This window comes from Nocardiopsis sp. YSL2 (genome assembly GCF_030555055.1).
Taxonomy (GTDB): domain Bacteria; phylum Actinomycetota; class Actinomycetes; order Streptosporangiales; family Streptosporangiaceae; genus Nocardiopsis.
This window is the reverse complement of sequence record NZ_JAMOAO010000001.1, coordinates 835,111-850,520: the sequence shown is the minus strand read 5'-3', so window position 1 is coordinate 850,520 and position 15,410 is coordinate 835,111. Positions and strand designations below refer to the sequence as shown.

Genomic DNA, 15,410 nt, shown 5'->3' with positions numbered 1-15,410 from the left:
TGGAGGGATGAGGGGGCACCAGCATAGGGGGCGGGAATCCCCCCAGTGGCAGGGGTTCCGGCTCCGACCGGCGGTTCCTGGTCGAGAATCCGCGGAACGCGCTAGAGCGGGCGCAGCCGGTCCGCCGCCGCCGCGCGCAGCCCTGACGTGAGCCCGTCCAGCAGCGGCGAGCGCAGGTTCCACCGCTGCCAGTACAGCCGGACGTCGACGGGGCGTTGCGGGGCCAGGCTGACCAGCGCGCCCCGTTCGATCTCGGCCAGGCACTGCTCCTCGGGGACCATGCCCCACCCGAAGCCCAACAGGATGGTCTTGGCGAAGTCCGACGAGGCCGGGATGTAGTGCCGGGGCGCCTGTGGCTCCCTGCCGGTGACCGAGCGCACGAAGGTGTTCTGCAGATCGTCCTTGCGGTCGAAGTTGACGACGGGCGCGCGGTCCAGGTGTGCCAGGCCGGCCCGGCCGCCCATGTGCCTGTCGGCGAAGCCGGGGCTGCACACCGCGAGGTAGCGCATGGTGCCCAGGCCCTCGACCACGCACCCCTGTACGGCCTCCGGCGTGGACGTGACCGCCGCCATCACCGTCCCCGAGCGCAGCAGGGACGTGGTGTGCTCCTCGTCCTCGCGGTGGATCTCGTAGACCGCGCCGAGGTCGTCGGGCAGCTCCGCCAACGCCTCCAGGAACCAGGTCGAGAGGCTGTCGGCGTTGACCGCGAGCGGGAGCGCGACCCGCCCGCCGTCGCCGTCCCCGCGCCGGAGCTCGGCCGCGGCGTCCTCGTCGAGCAGCAGTACCTGGCGCGCCAGGCGCAGCACCACGTCCCCGGCCGCGGTGGGGACGACGGGATTGGTGCGCTGGACCAGCACCTTGCCGGCGGACTGCTCCATCGTGCGGATCCGCTGGGAGACCGCCGAGGCGGTCACGTGCAGGCGCCGCGCGGCGGCGTCGAAGGTCCCCTCGTCCACGAGGGCGGTCAGTGTGCGCAGGTGGTCGAACTGGAAGGCCATATTAAGCCCTGCTTCATAGATCTTAGAAACTTTAGCTTTACTGTAAATGCTGCCGCTCCTAGTGTTCTGGGCGTGAACGACTCCCTCCTGCCCGCGCTGCTCGGCCTCGGAACGGGCCTCGCCCTCATCGTGGCCATCGGCTCCCAGAACGCCTTCCTGCTCCGCCTGGGCATCGACGGCCGCCCGCGCACCGTCCTGGCGGTGGTGATGGTCTGCGCACTGTCCGACGCGGTGCTGATCGGGGCGGGTGTGCTGGGGGTCGGCGCGGTCATCGAGGCGGCGCCCGCCGCCGTGACCGCGGTCCGGTTCCTGGGCGCCGGCTTCCTCGTCGTCTACGGACTGTTCGCCGCGCAGCGCGCGCTGCGGCCGGGGAGCATGACCGTCGAGGGCGGCGGCCAGGGGATCGGCACCAAGGCGGCCGTCGCCACCGCCGTCGCCCTGACCTGGCTCAACCCGCACGTGTACCTGGACACCGTGGTCTTCCTCGGCTCCGTGGCCAACCAGCAGGACGGCGACGCGCGCTGGTGGTGGGTGCGGGGCGCCGTGACGGCGAGCTTCCTGTGGTTCTTCGCCCTGGGCTTCGGAGCGCGTCTGCTGCGCCCGCTGTTCGCGCGTCCCGGCGCCTGGCGGGTTCTGGACGCGTGCATCGCCGCCGTCATGCTGGGCCTGGGCGCGCGCCTGGCGCTCGGCCGCTGAGCCCCGGCTACGCCGTGCGGCGTCCCCGGACGCGACCGCGGGCGTAGACGGGGGAGCGCGCGGGGCCGCGCTGGTCAGCAGCCTGGTCACGGGCACGGTCGTCGGCGCGCTGAGCGGCCTGGCCGCCCTGGCCCTGGACCGGGCCGCCCGGCCCGGGACCAGCGTTCAGGGCCGCTGCCCGGGGACCTCCTCCACCGGGCCCACGGTGACCGTGTCGGACTCGGCACGGGACACGCACGGCATGACGAACGAGGCGCGCTCGTCCTCGGACAGGTACAGGTCCCGGTGCTGGGCGGTCCCCGACACCAGGCGCAGCCGGCAGGTGCCGCAGGTTCCGCTGCGGCACGAGCTGGGGACGTCGGCGCCCTGGGCGCGCAGCGCGTCGAGCAGGGTCTCTCCGGCGCCCACCTCCACGGTCCGCCCGGTCGGAGCCCACGTGGCGCGGAACGGACGGGCGTTCCTCGTGGCGTCCACGCCGGCGAAGTCCTCGAAGTGGATCCGGCTCGGGCGCCAGTGCATCGTCAGGGCCCGGACCTCCTCCATGAGCGGACGCGAACCGCAGCAGTACACCCGGGCGCCGTCGTCCGGCTCGGCCAGGTACGGCCACAGGTCCAGGCGCCCGGCCGCCGCGCTGTGGTGCAGCACGACCTGGTCGGCCAGCTCCGGGGAACCCAGCTCGGAGAGGTAGGCGGTCTCCTCCTCGGTGCGGGTCAGGTAGAGCAGCCGAACGGACCCGCCCTCGGCCCGCAGGCGGTGGAACATGGCGCGCATCGGCGTGATCCCGATACCGCCCGCGATCAGCAGGTGGCGCTTGGCCGGGAGCAGCGCGAAGTCGTTGCGGGGCGCACTGACGGTGAGCGTGTCGCCCACCGCGGTGCCGTCCACCAGGGCGACCGACCCGCCGCGTCCGGCGGGGTCGCGGGCGACGCTGATGGCGTAGACGTGCTCGTCGCCGTCGGTCAGTGAGTAGCTCCGGACGGTGCCGCCGGGCCCGCGGACGTTGACGTGCGCGCCGGGCGTGAACGGCGGCAGCGCGCCGCCGTCGGCCGGGCACAGCTCGAAACGGCAGATCGACGGCGTGAGCATCTCCTTGGCGCGGATCCGCACGGCCAGGTCGGTTCGGCTCATCGCGACTCCTCCGGAATCGTCACGGTGTCTCCGGGCCGGATGGTGCCGCCCGCCACGACCTCGGCGTACACGCCCATCTCCGAGTGCCCGTACTCGGCCATCAGCAGGCGGGGGACGCTCAGGTCGCGCCGGGCGTGCGCCGGGTCGACCTCGGTGGCCGCGCAGCGCTTGGTGCGCAGGACGCCGCGCAGCCGGACCCCGCCGACCGTGAACTCCCGGCCGACCAGGTCGCGCTCGGCGAACGGTGCCAGGCCGTCCACGTACAGGTTCGCGCGGAACCGCCGGGGGTCGACCTCGGCGCCGACGCGCTCGCCCAGGTCGCGCACCGAGGCCAGGTTGATCAGCGACACCGCGTTCATCATCGCGTCGGAGGACACCGACACGTCGGTGAACCGGCGCCCCTCCTCCCGGGCCAGCACCGGCCGGGTCCCCTCGGGCAGGTCCAGGACACGGGCGAAGAACGCCGTGGCGTCGGCCACCCCCTCCGGCTCGCCCAGGTCCGCGGCCAGCACCTCGTGGCCGCGCACGCTCACCCGCAGCACCCCGGTCGCGGTGTCCAGCCGGGTCTCCAGACCCGCCAGCCGCTCGTCGACGGCCAGCATGTAGAAGCGGTCCTTGGGCAGGGGTGTGCGCAGGCCCGGCGTGTACCCGCCCTCCGGGCGGGCCAGCGCGAGGACGCGGTCGTGGGGGAACCCGTGTCCGGCCGTCAGCACGACCTCGTCCAGGGGCTGCGCGCTCAGTCCCTTGACGGGATGGACGTCCAGTCCGGTGACGTGTCCGGGCACCGTGCCTCCTCGGGCTGCCGTTCGACCGGTGGGGTGTCCAAAGCGCCCACCGCGGGGATCGAGCCTACCGAGGCCGCGGGCGGCCCCTCCCGCGCGGGGTGGGGACCGGGGTGCGCGGCCGACCGCGGACCCCGGCCCCGCCGACGGGGCGGGCCGCTACCAGCTGGACTTGGTCACACCCGGCAGCTCGCCGCGGTGCGCCATCTCCCGGAAGCGGATCCGGGACAGCCCGAAGCGGCGCAGGTGGCCGCGGGGCCGGCCGTCGACCGCGTCCCGGTTGCGCAGGCGCGTCGCGCTGGCGTCCCGGGGCTGGCGGCGCAGCTCGGCGGTGGCGGCGTCGCGCTCCTCGTCGCCGGTGTGCGGACTCCTGATGATCCGCTTGAGCTCGGCTCGGCGCTCGGCGTAGCGGGCCACCACGGCCCGCCGCTGACGGTCGCGCGCGATCTTGCTCTTCTTCGCCATGTCAGACCTTCTCTCCACGGGCACGGATCTCGGCGACGACGCGTTCGATGCCGCGGGCGTCGATGACGCGCATGCCCTTGGTGCTCAGCTTGAGCCGGACGAAGCGGTTCTCGCTGGGCAGCCAGTAGCGCTTCGACTGGATGTTGGGATCGAACCGGCGGCGCGTCCTGCGGTGGGAGTGCGAGACCGCGTTCCCGAAGGACGGGGCCTTGCCCGTCACCTGGCAGACACGGGACACGTGTTCCTCCTTCTCGGTGGTGTGGCCTCGGTCAGGGTTTCCTGGACGAGGCGGTGGACGGGTAGGGGAGCAGGGCCATCTCGCGGGCGTTCTTGACGGCCTCGGCGATCAGCCGCTGCTGCCGTGCGGTGACCCGGGTGACCCGGCGGCTGCGGATCTTGCCCTTCTCGGAGATGAACTTGCGGAGCAGGGCGATGTCCTTGTAGTCGACGTGGTCGGCGTCGCCCAAGGGGTTGGCGAACGTGCGCGGTGCCGAGCGCTTGCTCGCGCGGCGGGGTGCGGCGGACATGGCGGAACCTCTCAGAGTGCGTCGGCGAACGGGTCGGAGTGCAGGGGCTCACCGGCTTCGTCGTCGGTGAGCAGGCACGAGTCCAGGAGGGCGACCAGGCGTTCCGCGTCCAGGTCGACCCCGGTGAAGGCCAGGTGCTGGCGGCGGTCGCCGACGGCGGGGTCCCAGTCGAGCTGCGCGCACGCGCGGCGCGACTCCGAGACCATCTCCATGGCGGCCTCCGGCAGGGCGTCCAGCCACGGGCCGCCGCTCTCCAACAGGAGGGCGTCGTTGTAGGCGTCCCACACCAGCAGGGTGTCGGCCCGGCCGGCGAGCCAGATCCGGCCGCGGCTGCGCAGTCCGGCCGCGACGATGTGCTCCAGGGCCTCGTGGAAGCGTGCGGGGTGGAGGGGCCGCTTGCGGGTCCAGGTGAGCGTGCGCACCCGGGCGTCGTGGCGGTCGGAGTACTGGGCCCAGGCCGGGTTGAGGCGGTTGGCGGCGTGCTCGGGGTCGAAGCGGCCGCGGGTGAGGTCGGCCAGTCCCGCGTCGGGGAAGGCGACCAGCGCGGCGGGGTTGAGGTGCTCAAGCAGGGAACGGGCCTCGTCCCGGTAGAGATCCCCGTGCAGGGCGAGCACCGTGGGGTACTCGATCTGGTGCGCCAGGACCTCGGCGACGGTGCGCTCGTCCTCGACCGCGATGTCCAGCCCCCGGTCGCACAGGTCGTCGTGCCCGGCCAGGTCGGGCAGGAGGCGCTCCGAGTCCACGGCCGTGATGACCGAGGCGAGGCGGAGCGCGGGCTCGGAGGCGACGGCGTCGGCGACCGACCGGGGCTCGACGCCCTCCCAGGTCTCCACCACGCACAGCGTGTGCTCGCCCGACTCGGTCAGGCGCAGCAGGGTCGGCACCAGGTCCTCCCGCAGGGTGCAGGAGGCGCACAGGTGGTCGAGCTCGACCTGGCTGTGGTCGACGGGACCCCACCGGTCCCGGGTGAGGCGGTGGACGACGCCCTCACCGATGCGGTCGAAGTCGTGGTGGACCGCCACCGATCCCGGTACCGCCGTGATCAGTTCGTTCACCGTGCGGGCGCGTGCGGCGCGGTGCAGTCCGGAGACCACGACCACGCGCATGGAGCTCGGCGGTTCCATCGGCCATCCTCCCAAGATCGAAAACGATAATCATTATCGTAACCCATGTGAGGAGGTCCCCCGGAACGGCGGCGGCCCGCCCCCTCGGAGGGGAGCGGGCCGCGTGCGGGCGTGGGTGCCGGTCAGCGCCTGGGGTAGCGCGGCCTCGGCACCTCCACGGTCGACCAGTCGGTGTCCGACCCCAGGTAGAAGCCGGGGTAGGCCGGCTGGTTGTACGCCGTCTGCTGCCAGGCGACGCCGGTCCGGTACTGCGGGTCGTGCATGAGGGTGTGCAGCTTGCGGTCGGTGACCTCGGTCGAGGAGTACATCCGCAGCGCCGAGCCGTCCTCGGTGCGTACCAGCAGCTCCTCGCGCCAGTCGCCGAAGACGTCGGCGACCAGGGCGGGGTTGCCCTTGGTCCAGTTGTTGGTCCGCGTGCCCTCGGCGGTCAGCAGCGTTCCGCGCCGCCGGTCGTCGATGGTCGGGGTGGTCGGGTCGGTGGCGTCGGACCCGTTGACGATCTGGGTGGTCATGTCGGCCGCCCAGCGGATGCTCATGTTCGTGCCCGGGGTGTCGGTGCCCAGGTACCGTCCGTCGGCGGTCCACAGCCCCGCCTCGACGTCGTCACCGGGCGGCATCGAGGACCACACCTCGTAGCCGGGGTGGTCCGGGTCGATGTCGCCGACCATGCCGCGCCCGGTGTCCACGCCGGTGTACCCGCCGAAGAGCACCTCGCCGGTGGCGGCGTCGCGCATCGCGAACCCGTACGGGGCCCACGCGCCGCCCTCGTGCACCGACCAGATCTGCGTGCCCTCGCGGCTGGGGTCGAACACGCCCACGTGCAGGGCGTCGCCGTGGCCGAGCTTGGCCCGGTCCCCGGGTGCGGCGCTGCCCGGAGGCAGTTCGTCGTAGGACGAGTACAGCAGCGAGCCGTCGTGGTCCAGCGTCGCGCCGCCGTAGACGATCTCCTGGCGGCCGTCCCCGTCGACGTCGGCCGTGCTCAGGGAGTGGAAGCCCTGCGTGGTGAGCGTGCCGTACTCGGGGTCGGTGCCCTCCACTCCGTGCGGCGCGTCGTTGAACGGGTTGTCCATGGGCGCGTGCCCGCTGTCGGCCGTCCAGCGCTCGGTGATCCTGCGGCCGTTGAAGTCGTAGGCCACCACGGCCGCGCGGGTGTAGTAGCCGCGGGCGAAGACGGCGGAGGGTCTGCGGCCGTCCAGGTAGGCCACACCCGCCAGGAAGCGGTCGACGCGGTTGCCCGGCTCGATGCGGCTCATGGCGTAGTCGCCCCACAGGAGGCCGTCGTCGCCGCGTGCGGGCGTGTAGCGGACGGTGTCCAACTCGGCGCCGGTGGCCCCGTCGAACACGGTCAGGTACTCGGGGCCGTCCACGACGAAGCCCTCGAACTCGCGCAGCCGGTTGCGCCCGCTGCGGCCGGGGGCGTACTCGTCCATGAAGTGGTCGGCGAGGGCCTCGGCGTCGGCGCGAGAGAGGGGGTAGTCGTAGGCGGGTTCGAGGCCGAAGGCCTCCTCCAGGGTCGCGGGCCAGTTCCCGGCGCTCACCTCGGGGTGCTCGTGCCACTCCTGGAACATTCCGACCACGTGCTCGTAGTAGTCGTCGGCGCTCATCCGGAAGTCGTCCTGGTGCGTGTACCCGGCCCGGACGTCCCCCCTGGGCATGGTCACGTACTCCTCGGAGACGACCTCGCCGTCGGGGCCGTAGGTCATGGAGCGCGTGCCGGGCGCGGTCTTGAACATCAGCTCCGACCGCCCGTCGCCGTCGAGGTCGTAGACGAGGAACTGCGTGTAGTGGGCACCCGAGCGGATGTTGACGCCCAGGTCGATCCGGTGGAGCAGCGTGCCGTCGAGGGCGTAGGTGTCGACGTAGGTGTTGCCGGTGTAGCCGACCTGGGAGACGTCCTTGGAGTTGGTCGGGTCCCACTTGACGACGTACTCGTAGGAGCCGTCACCGGTGACGTCGCCGACGGAGACGTCGTTGGCGCGGTACTCGTACTCCTCGCCCGCGGGGGTCGTGCCGCCCTCGGGTTTGCTGAGCGGCAGGTCGAGGTGGCCCTCCGCCCAGGGGGAGGCCGCGGCCGAGGGCTCCCGCTCGTTCCCGTCCACGACCGCCGCGACCCGGTACTCGGAGTCGGCGCCGCCGTCGGGGTCGAGCATGTTGGTGCTGTCGGTGACGGTCGCGACGCGGGTGCCGTCGCGGTAGACGTGGAAGTCCGGGCCGTCCAGGCCGGTGGCGGTGTGGCCGGTGACCTCGTGGGCGAGAAGGCGCCAGCTGAGGAAGACGCCGTCCTCGGCCGCGACGGCGATCAGGCCGCGGTCGAGCTCCTCGAGCTGGACTCCGGGCCCGCCGCGGCCCGGGGCGGTCGGGGCGGTCGCCGCCGAGGCGGAGGTGGTGGCGCCGGTGAGGATCAAAACGATCGAAGCGACAGCCGCGGCGACGGGTGTGGCGAACGAGGTCTGACGATGGGTCGAAGTGCGGGGGGTCAACGTTCAACCTCCTGTATCAGGGGAGACAAACCTGACATGGCAAGCGCTTTCCGTCAAGGTAAAACGTTCGCATTGAGTGGGGCCCGCTCCATGGTGAGGTGGCGAGAGCGGCACTACTGGCTGGCCGGGGCCGCCCTCGCCCTGCCCTTCGGAGCCACACCGCTGTCCCGAGGGGCGGAGAGCAGGCTGGCCAGCGCCGCCAACGTGCTCGGGCGGGTGGTCGGCGACCACCGCGCGCTGGCCGCCGTCCGCGACGGCGACACCGTCCGGGTGGACCGCGCCTAGGGTGCGGGTTCCCGCGGAGCTTCGGGCCCGCGGTCGAAGGCCGTCCGAACACTCGTCCCAGGTCCGGGCCGGCCATGGCCGGGCGCGACATTGACGCCGTACCTGCCGGTCGGTAACTTCGGGGGGCGCGAACCCCCGTCCGCGCTGAGAGGAAGGGTCTGCCCATGCCCCGGATCGACACGGTCCATGACGAGGTCACCCCCGCCGCCGCCCGCCGGGCGTGGGCACACGTCGAGCCCTATCACAGCATGATCTACTTCGCCCCGGAGGCGTCCGAGGCCTACGCGGACCTGGGGCTGAAGGGCTGGGCGCACTACTTCGCGCCCCGCGCCGCGGCCCTGGGGGCGGCCTCGGCCGAGGTCGTCACCGCCGCCTTCTTCAACTTCAACCCCGACGCGGTCCGCGCCGCCCTCCCCGGTGCCTGGGAGGTGGCCACCCCCGAACAGGTGCTGGCCGCGCGCCTGTCCGCCGCCGACGCGGCCCTGCGCCGGATCCTGGGCGCGGCCGTGGAGTCGCCCGAGGTCGAGCGCGCCGCCGGGCTGGCCCGCCGCGCCGCCGAGGCGGTCGGCGACGATCTCGGCGGGCGTCCGCTCTACGCGGCGCACGCGGCCCTGCCCTGGCCCGAGGAGCCCCACCTCGTGCTGTGGCACGCCCAGACCCTGCTGCGCGAGTACCGCGGGGACGGTCACGTCGCGGCGCTGCTCACCGCCGGACTGAGCGGGCTCGACGCGCTGGTCACGCACGCGGCGGCGGGCGAGGGCATGCCCGCCGACAAGCTCCGCACGACCCGCAAGTGGTCGCAGGAGGAGTGGGACGCGGCCGCGGACGGACTGCGGGAACGCGGGTGGCTGGCCGAGGGGCCCGATCTGGCCCTGACCTCCGTGGGCGCCCAGCGCCGTGCCCGGATCGAGGAGATCACCGACGACCTGGCGCTGGCCCCCTACACCGCGCTGGGGACCGAGGGCTGCGCCGAACTGGCCGAACTGGGCCGCCCGCTGTCGAAGCCGCTGGTCCAGGAACTGATGCCGTGGGCGGCCAGGCGGCTGAAGTAGCTCCGGGCCGGGGAACCGGGGCGCGCCGGCCCCCACCGCGGTGCGGCGGTCGGGTTCGGCGGCCCGCGCGGGTCGACAGCGTGCCCATCCCGGGTAGACCACGGTGTGCGCCGTCGCGGTCGGGTGACCGCACGGGACCCCACGAAACGGAGCTTCGATGACCCACAGCACCGCGTCCCCGGGCGGGGAGTGGTGGCGCAACGCCGCCGTGTACCAGATCTACATCCGCAGCTTCGCCGACGGGAACGGTGACGGTGTCGGCGACGTCGCGGGCCTGCGCGCCCGCCTGCCCTACCTGCGCGACCTGGGCGTGGACGCGGTGTGGATCAACCCGTGGTACGAGTCGCCCATGGCCGACGGCGGGTACGACGTCGCCGACTTCCGCCGTGTCGATCCCGTCCTGGGAACCCTGGAGGAGGGCACCGCGTTCGTCGCCGAGGCGCACGAGCACGGCATCCGCGTCATCCTCGACATCGTGCCCAACCACGTCTCGGACCGGCACGCCTGGTTCCGGGCGGCACTCGCGGCGGGCCCCGGCTCGCCCGAGCGGGAGCGGTTCCTGTTCCGCGACGGCCGGGGGCCGGGGGGCGACGAACCGCCCAACGACTGGCGCGCGGCCTTCGGCGGCCCGGCCTGGACCCGCACGACCGACCCCGACGGCACGCCCGGCCAGTGGTACCTGCACCTGTTCGCGCCCGAACAGCCGGACCTGAACTGGGACCACCCCGGGGTGCGCGCCGAGTTCGAGTCCATCCTGCGGTTCTGGTTCGACCGGGGAGTGGACGGCTTCCGCATCGACGTCGCGCACGGCCTGGTCAAGCACCCGGACCTGCCCGACTTCGCGGTCCACGAGCACGACCAGCACCTGACCGCGGACGGCGGCGAGCACCCGCACGCCGACCGCGAAGGGGTGCACGACATCTACCGGGCCTGGCGCGCGATCGCCGACGAGTACGACGGGGACAGGGTGTTCGCGGCCGAGGCGTGGGTGTCCGACCCCGGCCGCCTGGCGCGCTACCTGCGCTCCGACGAGCTGCACACGGCGTTCAACTTCCACTACCTGGAGGCGCCCTGGAAGGCCAAGGCCATGCGCGAGGCCATCGACGACTCCTTCACGGCGCTGGGGCCGATCGGCGCCCCGGTGACGTGGGTGCTGTCCAACCACGACGTCGTACGCCACGTCTCGCGCTTCGGCCGCCCGGGGCACGCCCAGAGCAAGAGCCTGGGGATGGTCCGGGACGTTCCGGTCGACCTGGAGCTCGGCACCCGGCGGGCGCGGGCGTCGGCGCTACTCACCCTGGGCCTGCCCGGCAGTGCGTACCTGTACCAGGGGGAGGAACTGGGACTGTGGGAAGTGGAGGACCTGCCGCCGGAGGTGTTGAGGGACCCCACGTGGGAGCGGTCCGGCCACACCGACCCGGGCCGTGACGGCTGCCGGGTGCCGCTGCCGTGGTCGGGGCAGGAACCCCCGTTCGGGTTCGGCGGGGACCGGCCGTGGCTGCCGCAGCCGGCCGCCTGGCGGGACCTGACCGTGGAGCACGAGGCCGCACGGCCGGACTCGATGCTGAACCTGTACCGTGAGGCGCTGCGCATCCGGAGGACCGAGCCGGGTCTGGCCGGCGCGGAGATGTCCTGGGTGGACACCCCGGAGGGCGTGCTCGCCTTCGACCGTGGCGACGGACTCCGATGCGTGGTCAACTTCGCCGGCGACCCGCATCCGCTGCCGGAGGGCGCCGAGGTGCTGTTGTCCAGTGCGCCGATCCAGGACGGCCGCCTGCCCGCGGACGCCGCGGTGTGGCTGCGTCGGCGGTGAGGGCGCGCTCCCGGTGACCGGGCGGTGGCGGGGCGCGGGGCGTCCCGCCACCGCCCGGGCACCGTGTCCCGTCGTCCACAGTCGGTCATCCCCCCTGGCCAGGGGCGTCCCATCGTGAGAACCTGCGGATATGGGTACCGAAGGCAAGGCACTGCTGGAGGGCGGACCCGAGGAGCTCCACGAGCGGATCGTGTCCGTCGAACGCCCCGGGGACGAGCTCAAGCTGCCGTTCCACAACGGGTACGAGCACTTCGTTCCGACACCGAGACAGGCTCACACGTCCGAGGGACGGGTGCCCGTCTACGAATGGACGGCGCGCACGGAGATGGCGAGCTGACTCCGGTCGTCCGCGGCTGACGGCCGGAACGGATCCAGCGCCGCGGGGGCGAGGGGCCGCGCGTTCGCGCGCCTCGGTCGCCGGGGCGGGCGGCCGGGGAGGCCGTGCGCCTTCGTCGGCATGCCGTGACGACGACCCGCCCCGGCCGCGGTGATGGCAGGCGCGGGAGGCGCAGGCGGCGCGGGGGCGGTCAGGCCGGGAGGGGGACCGCGTGGCCGGAGACCCGTACCCGGGCGTCGTCGGGGCCGACCGCCACCGTCAGCGCGCTGGGTCGGCCCATGTCCTCGCCCTGGCGGACCGCGACCACCGTCGGCTCGGAGACCAGGCCCAGGTCGCGCAGGTAGCCGCCGAGCGCGGCCGCCGCCGCGCCGGTCGCCGGGTCCTCCACCACGCCGCCCACGGGGAAGGGGTCGCGGGCGTGGAACAGGTCGGGGCTCTCGCGCCACACCAGCTGCACCGTCGTCCACCCGGCCCGCCGCATGACCTCGGCCAGCGCGTCGAAGTCGTAGTCCAGGTCGGCCAGGCGGCCGCGGGTCGCGGCGGCCAGGACGAGGTGGTGCACACCGCCGAAGGCGACCCGGGGCGGCAGAGCGGGGTCGAGGTCCTCGTGGCGCCAGCCCAGCGCGGCCAGGGCCGTGTCCAGTTCGACCGCCTCGGCCGGTCGCGAGCTGGTCGGGACGCTGGTCAGCGTCGCGACCACCGCCCCGTCGGCGCCGGCTCCGGTGTCCACGGGCACTTCTCCGACCGGGGTGTCGAACACCAGCGGGCCCGCGCCCAGGCCCTCGGCCAGCGCCACCGCCGCGGCCACGGTCGCGTGTCCGCAGAAGGGCACCTCGGCCAGCGGGCTGAAGTAGCGCACCGTGAAACGCCGCCGCCGCTCGTCGCGCGCGGTGACGAAGGCGGTCTCGGAGTAGCCCAGGTCCGCGGCGATGGTCAGCATCGCGTCGTCGTCGAGCTCCGCGGCGTCCAGGACGACACCGGCGGGGTTGCCGCCGGACGGGTCCGTGGTGAAAGCGGTGTAGCGCAGAATCTGTGTCGTGCTGGTGTCCATGCCTCCACCCTGGCACCGGACGGCTATGAAGAGAAACGATGATGTGTCATCGCGGCGATCGAGGATTCCGATGAGTCGGCTACGGTCGGGGTATGGACACCCGGCTGCTGCGTACCTTCGCCACCCTGGCCCGCACCGCGAACTTCACCGGCGCGGCCGAGGAACTCCATCTGGCCCAGTCCACGGTCACCGTGCACATCCGCGACCTGGAGAAGGAGCTGGGCACCCGGCTCTTCGACCGCCTGCCGCGCGGCGCCCGCCTCACCTCGCACGGGCACCGGCTGCTGGCCCGGGCCGAGGAGGTGCTCGACGCGGAGGCGCGGCTGCGGGCCGCCGTCGACGACGCCTCGCCGCTCAGCGGGCGGATCGTCGTCGCCGCCGGGGAGACGCTGTGCGCGTCGCTGCTGCCCGGGGTGGTCGCCGAACTGCGGGCCGCCGAACCGGGCATCGACGTCCGGATCCACGCGGCGGGCACGGTCGAGGCCGTCGAGGGGCTGCGCTCGGGGCGCGTGGACGTGGCACTGCTGCTGGAGGAGGAGGCGGGCGCGGCGGACGTGACCGCCCGCGTCGTGGCCCGGCTGCCCCTGGTGCTGGTGGCCGCGCCCGGGCATCCGCTGGCCGTCCTCGACCGCCCGGCACGGCCGGCGGACCTGGCCGGGACCGAGGTCTTCCTGCTGGAGGAGGGCTGCTCCTACAGCGACGCCCTCGCACGCGAACTGGCCGCGCTTCCGGGGGACAGGCCCCGGACCACCCGGTTCGGCAGCGCCGAGGCGGCCCGGACGTGTGTGGAGGCCGGGCTCGGCGTCGCCCTGCTGCCGAGGGTCGGTGTCGACCAGGCACTGGCCGACGGCCGCCTGACCGTCCTGGAGGGTCCAGGGGCCCCCGACGTCGCGGTGCTGCTCGCCCGCCATCGCGCGCGGTGGGCCTCCCCGGCGGCGCACGCCGTCACCGACGCGCTGGAGCGTCGGCTGCTCCGCGGATCCGCCGGGGTGGGCCCCGCGCTCACTCCTGGGTGAGGCGGACCAGCATCTTGCCGGTGTTGGCGCCGCGCATCATCGCGGTGAAGGCCTCGAAGGCGTTCTCGATGCCGTCCACCACGGTCTCCTCGGTGCGCAGGGAGCCGTCGGCCAGCCAGGCCGCGGCCCGGCCGACGTACTCGGGCACCAGGTGGTAGTGGTCGGCCACGTTCATGCCGCGCAGGGTGATGCGTTTGCCGATGGCCAGCGGCAGCGTGCGCGGCCCGGCGGGCGCCTCGGTGGCGTTGTAGACCGAGATCGCCCCGACCATGCCCACGCGCCCGCGCAGGTTCATCACGCCCAGCACGGCCTCCAGGTGGTCGCCGCCGACGTTGTCGAGGTAGACGTCGATGCCCTCGGGTGCGGCCTTGGCGAGCTGCCCGGGCAGGTCGCCCTCGCGGTAGTCGATCGCGGTGTCGAAGCCGAAGTCCTCGACGAGCCGCCGAGCCTTCTCCGGGCCGCCGGCGGAACCGATGACCTTGGCCGCGCCGAGGTGGCGGGCGATCTGCCCGGCCACCGAGCCCACCGCTCCGGCCGCGCCGGACACGAACACGACGTCGCCCTCACGGACGGGGGAGACCTCCACCAGCGTGGCGTAGGCGGTCAGCCCCGTGGTGCCCAGGACGCCCAGATAGGCCTGGGCGGGGGCCAGGCCGGTGTCCACGACCTGGAGACCCTCGGCGTTCAGCAGGGCGTACTCGCGCCAGCCCTGGAAGTGGCTGACGGTCGTGCCGACGGGCACGTCGTCGGACCCGGAGGCGACGACGGTGCCCACGGCGCTGCCGGTCATCGCCTCGCCGAGCTCGAACGGCGGGATGTAGGACTCCCCCTCGTTCATCCGCCCGCGCATGTACGGGTCGACCGACAGCCAGTCGTTGCGGACCAGGACCTGCCCCGCGGCGGGGTCGGGCACCGTGGCCTCGGTGAACCTGACGTCGCTGTCGCGGGGCTCGCCGACGGGGCGGGCGGCCAGCTGCCATTCGCGGCTGGTGACGGGCATGGTGGACCTCCGTGTGGATGGTTGGTGTGCGGGTGGATGGTTGGTGTGCGGGCGGCGGTGCGGCGGGTGTGCCGGCGCCGGAGAACGTGGATGGATCAGGGGCGGGCGCCGGGCGGGGCGAGCAGTGCCTCGGCGAGCACCCGGACGGCCGGACGCAGCAGGTCTTCGCCGCCGGGGGCCGACTCCAGCCCCTTGACCAGGGCGAGGCAGATATCGGCCGCCTCGCCGGGGTCCAGGCCCGGCCGCGTCCCGGCCTCGGCGAACACGCCGCTGAGCAGGGCGCGCAGGTCGGCGGTGAAGGCCCGGCAGATGCCGCCGAACAGCCGGGCGCGCTCGTCGACCAGTTCGGCGGTGTGCGGCGAGCCTTCGGCCAGCGACCGCTCCAGGTCGTACTTGGCGGCGGCGATCCCCTCGACCCGGCGCGCCGGCGGCAGGTCGACGGAGGCCGCCCGGCCCGCCCGGTCGAGTGCCCGTGTGTGCAGGCGCTCGGCCAGGAGCCGGAAGGCGTCGTCCTTGTTGCGGACGTACTGGTAGACCGCCGACCGGGACACCCCCATGGACGAGGCGATGTCGTCCATGGTCGTGCGTCGGGTTCCGTACCGCGCCAGGCACTCGTAGGCGGCGTCCAGCACGTCGGTGAGCCGGTCGGAGCCCAT

General features: G+C 73.7%; 17 protein-coding genes. 6 read left to right on the top strand and 11 right to left on the bottom strand.

Going from position 1 to position 15,410, the window contains the following annotated elements; translation table 11 throughout:
• Positions 1–101 precede the first annotated feature (101 nt).
• Positions 102–998 (bottom strand): LysR family transcriptional regulator ArgP, encoded by an 897-nt coding sequence (locus tag M1P99_RS03665; RefSeq protein ID WP_304451265.1) that lies wholly within the window; start codon positions 996–998, stop codon positions 102–104.
• A gap of 72 nt (positions 999–1,070) precedes the next feature.
• Here M1P99_RS03665 and M1P99_RS03660 point away from each other — a divergent pair, with 72 nt between their 5' ends.
• Positions 1,071–1,694, top strand: coding sequence for a LysE/ArgO family amino acid transporter (locus tag M1P99_RS03660; RefSeq protein WP_304451264.1), 624 nt, complete (start codon positions 1,071–1,073; stop codon positions 1,692–1,694).
• Between the two features lie 165 nt (positions 1,695–1,859).
• On the opposite strand, the gene M1P99_RS03655 is transcribed toward M1P99_RS03660, so the two are convergent.
• From M1P99_RS03655 to M1P99_RS03625, 7 genes are all read right to left on the bottom strand, one after another.
• The gene (locus M1P99_RS03655) at positions 1,860–2,822 is read right to left on the bottom strand and encodes a PDR/VanB family oxidoreductase (protein WP_304451263.1); all 963 of its coding nucleotides are present in this window, start codon (positions 2,820–2,822) and stop codon (positions 1,860–1,862) included.
• The gene (locus M1P99_RS03650; RefSeq protein ID WP_304451262.1) at positions 2,819–3,607 is read right to left on the bottom strand and encodes an MOSC domain-containing protein; all 789 of its coding nucleotides are present in this window, start codon (positions 3,605–3,607) and stop codon (positions 2,819–2,821) included. Before M1P99_RS03650 ends, M1P99_RS03655 begins: the two co-directional genes overlap by 4 nt.
• Positions 3,608–3,763: 156 nt before the next feature.
• Entirely contained in the window at positions 3,764–4,069 is a 306-nt protein-coding gene (gene rpsN / locus M1P99_RS03645) for a 30S ribosomal protein S14 (RefSeq protein ID WP_304451261.1), read from the bottom strand.
• Between the two features lies 1 nt (position 4,070).
• Positions 4,071–4,307: a 50S ribosomal protein L28 gene (gene rpmB, locus M1P99_RS03640; protein WP_053617711.1), complete on the bottom strand. Its 237-nt coding sequence runs from the start codon at positions 4,305–4,307 to the stop codon at positions 4,071–4,073.
• Between the two features lie 31 nt (positions 4,308–4,338).
• Positions 4,339–4,596 carry a 30S ribosomal protein S18 gene (gene rpsR / locus M1P99_RS03635; protein ID WP_304451260.1) on the bottom strand — a complete coding sequence of 86 codons (258 nt, stop codon included), beginning with the start codon at positions 4,594–4,596 and terminating at the stop codon, positions 4,339–4,341.
• A gap of 11 nt (positions 4,597–4,607) precedes the next feature.
• Positions 4,608–5,702 (bottom strand): GTP-binding protein, encoded by a 1,095-nt coding sequence (locus tag M1P99_RS03630; RefSeq protein ID WP_304455560.1) that lies wholly within the window; start codon positions 5,700–5,702, stop codon positions 4,608–4,610.
• A 140-nt stretch (positions 5,703–5,842) separates the two neighbouring features.
• The gene (locus M1P99_RS03625; protein WP_304451259.1) at positions 5,843–8,200 is read right to left on the bottom strand and encodes a rhamnogalacturonan lyase; all 2,358 of its coding nucleotides are present in this window, start codon (positions 8,198–8,200) and stop codon (positions 5,843–5,845) included.
• Positions 8,201–8,290: 90 nt separating this feature from the next.
• Here M1P99_RS03625 and M1P99_RS03620 point away from each other — a divergent pair, with 90 nt between their 5' ends.
• The 4 genes from M1P99_RS03620 (at position 8,291) to M1P99_RS03605 (ending at position 11,687) form a co-directional block, all read left to right on the top strand.
• Positions 8,291–8,485, top strand: coding sequence for a cyclophilin-like family protein (locus M1P99_RS03620; protein ID WP_304451258.1), 195 nt, complete (start codon positions 8,291–8,293; stop codon positions 8,483–8,485).
• A gap of 164 nt (positions 8,486–8,649) precedes the next feature.
• Positions 8,650–9,537 carry a hypothetical protein gene (locus M1P99_RS03615; protein ID WP_304451257.1) on the top strand — a complete coding sequence of 296 codons (888 nt, stop codon included), beginning with the start codon at positions 8,650–8,652 and terminating at the stop codon, positions 9,535–9,537.
• A 157-nt stretch (positions 9,538–9,694) separates the two neighbouring features.
• Positions 9,695–11,350 carry a glycoside hydrolase family 13 protein gene (locus tag M1P99_RS03610; protein WP_304451256.1) on the top strand — a complete coding sequence of 552 codons (1,656 nt, stop codon included), beginning with the start codon at positions 9,695–9,697 and terminating at the stop codon, positions 11,348–11,350.
• A 130-nt stretch (positions 11,351–11,480) separates the two neighbouring features.
• Positions 11,481–11,687, top strand: a complete 207-nt coding sequence (locus M1P99_RS03605) for a DUF5988 family protein (RefSeq protein ID WP_304451255.1) — start codon at positions 11,481–11,483, stop codon at positions 11,685–11,687.
• 190 nt (positions 11,688–11,877) lie between these two features.
• Here M1P99_RS03605 and M1P99_RS03600 read toward each other — a convergent pair whose 3' ends face one another.
• On the bottom strand, positions 11,878–12,738 hold the full coding sequence (locus tag M1P99_RS03600; RefSeq protein WP_304451254.1) for a PhzF family phenazine biosynthesis isomerase: 861 nt from the start codon (positions 12,736–12,738) through the stop codon (positions 11,878–11,880).
• 92 nt (positions 12,739–12,830) lie between these two features.
• Between M1P99_RS03600 and M1P99_RS03595 the strand changes: the two genes are divergently transcribed.
• Positions 12,831–13,754, top strand: coding sequence for a LysR family transcriptional regulator (locus M1P99_RS03595; protein WP_304451253.1), 924 nt, complete (start codon positions 12,831–12,833; stop codon positions 13,752–13,754).
• Here the strand turns inward: M1P99_RS03595 and M1P99_RS03590 are convergent.
• Positions 13,741–14,754, bottom strand: coding sequence for an NADP-dependent oxidoreductase (locus M1P99_RS03590; RefSeq protein WP_304451252.1), 1,014 nt, complete (start codon positions 14,752–14,754; stop codon positions 13,741–13,743). The genes M1P99_RS03595 and M1P99_RS03590 overlap by 14 nt on opposite strands.
• Positions 14,755–14,849: 95 nt before the next feature.
• Positions 14,850–15,410, bottom strand: a complete 561-nt coding sequence (locus M1P99_RS03585) for a TetR/AcrR family transcriptional regulator (RefSeq protein ID WP_304451251.1) — start codon at positions 15,408–15,410, stop codon at positions 14,850–14,852.

Coding starts and splice junctions, on each gene's coding strand:
- M1P99_RS03665 (WP_304451265.1), bottom strand. CDS start 998: ATGGCCTTCCAGTTCGACCACCTGCGCACACTGACCGCCCTCGTGGAC.
- M1P99_RS03655 (WP_304451263.1), bottom strand. CDS start 2,822: ATGAGCCGAACCGACCTGGCCGTGCGGATCCGCGCCAAGGAGATGCTC.
- rpsN (WP_304451261.1), bottom strand. CDS start 4,069: ATGGCGAAGAAGAGCAAGATCGCGCGCGACCGTCAGCGGCGGGCCGTG.
- rpsR (WP_304451260.1), bottom strand. CDS start 4,596: ATGTCCGCCGCACCCCGCCGCGCGAGCAAGCGCTCGGCACCGCGCACG.
- M1P99_RS03630 (WP_304455560.1), bottom strand. CDS start 5,702: ATGCGCGTGGTCGTGGTCTCCGGACTGCACCGCGCCGCACGCGCCCGC.
- M1P99_RS03620 (WP_304451258.1), top strand. CDS start 8,291: ATGGTGAGGTGGCGAGAGCGGCACTACTGGCTGGCCGGGGCCGCCCTC.
- M1P99_RS03615 (WP_304451257.1), top strand. CDS start 8,650: ATGCCCCGGATCGACACGGTCCATGACGAGGTCACCCCCGCCGCCGCC.
- M1P99_RS03610 (WP_304451256.1), top strand. CDS start 9,695: ATGACCCACAGCACCGCGTCCCCGGGCGGGGAGTGGTGGCGCAACGCC.
- M1P99_RS03605 (WP_304451255.1), top strand. CDS start 11,481: ATGGGTACCGAAGGCAAGGCACTGCTGGAGGGCGGACCCGAGGAGCTC.
- M1P99_RS03600 (WP_304451254.1), bottom strand. CDS start 12,738: ATGGACACCAGCACGACACAGATTCTGCGCTACACCGCTTTCACCACG.
- M1P99_RS03595 (WP_304451253.1), top strand. CDS start 12,831: ATGGACACCCGGCTGCTGCGTACCTTCGCCACCCTGGCCCGCACCGCG.
- M1P99_RS03590 (WP_304451252.1), bottom strand. CDS start 14,754: ATGCCCGTCACCAGCCGCGAATGGCAGCTGGCCGCCCGCCCCGTCGGC.
- M1P99_RS03585 (WP_304451251.1), bottom strand. CDS start 15,410: ATGGGCTCCGACCGGCTCACCGACGTGCTGGACGCCGCCTACGAGTGC.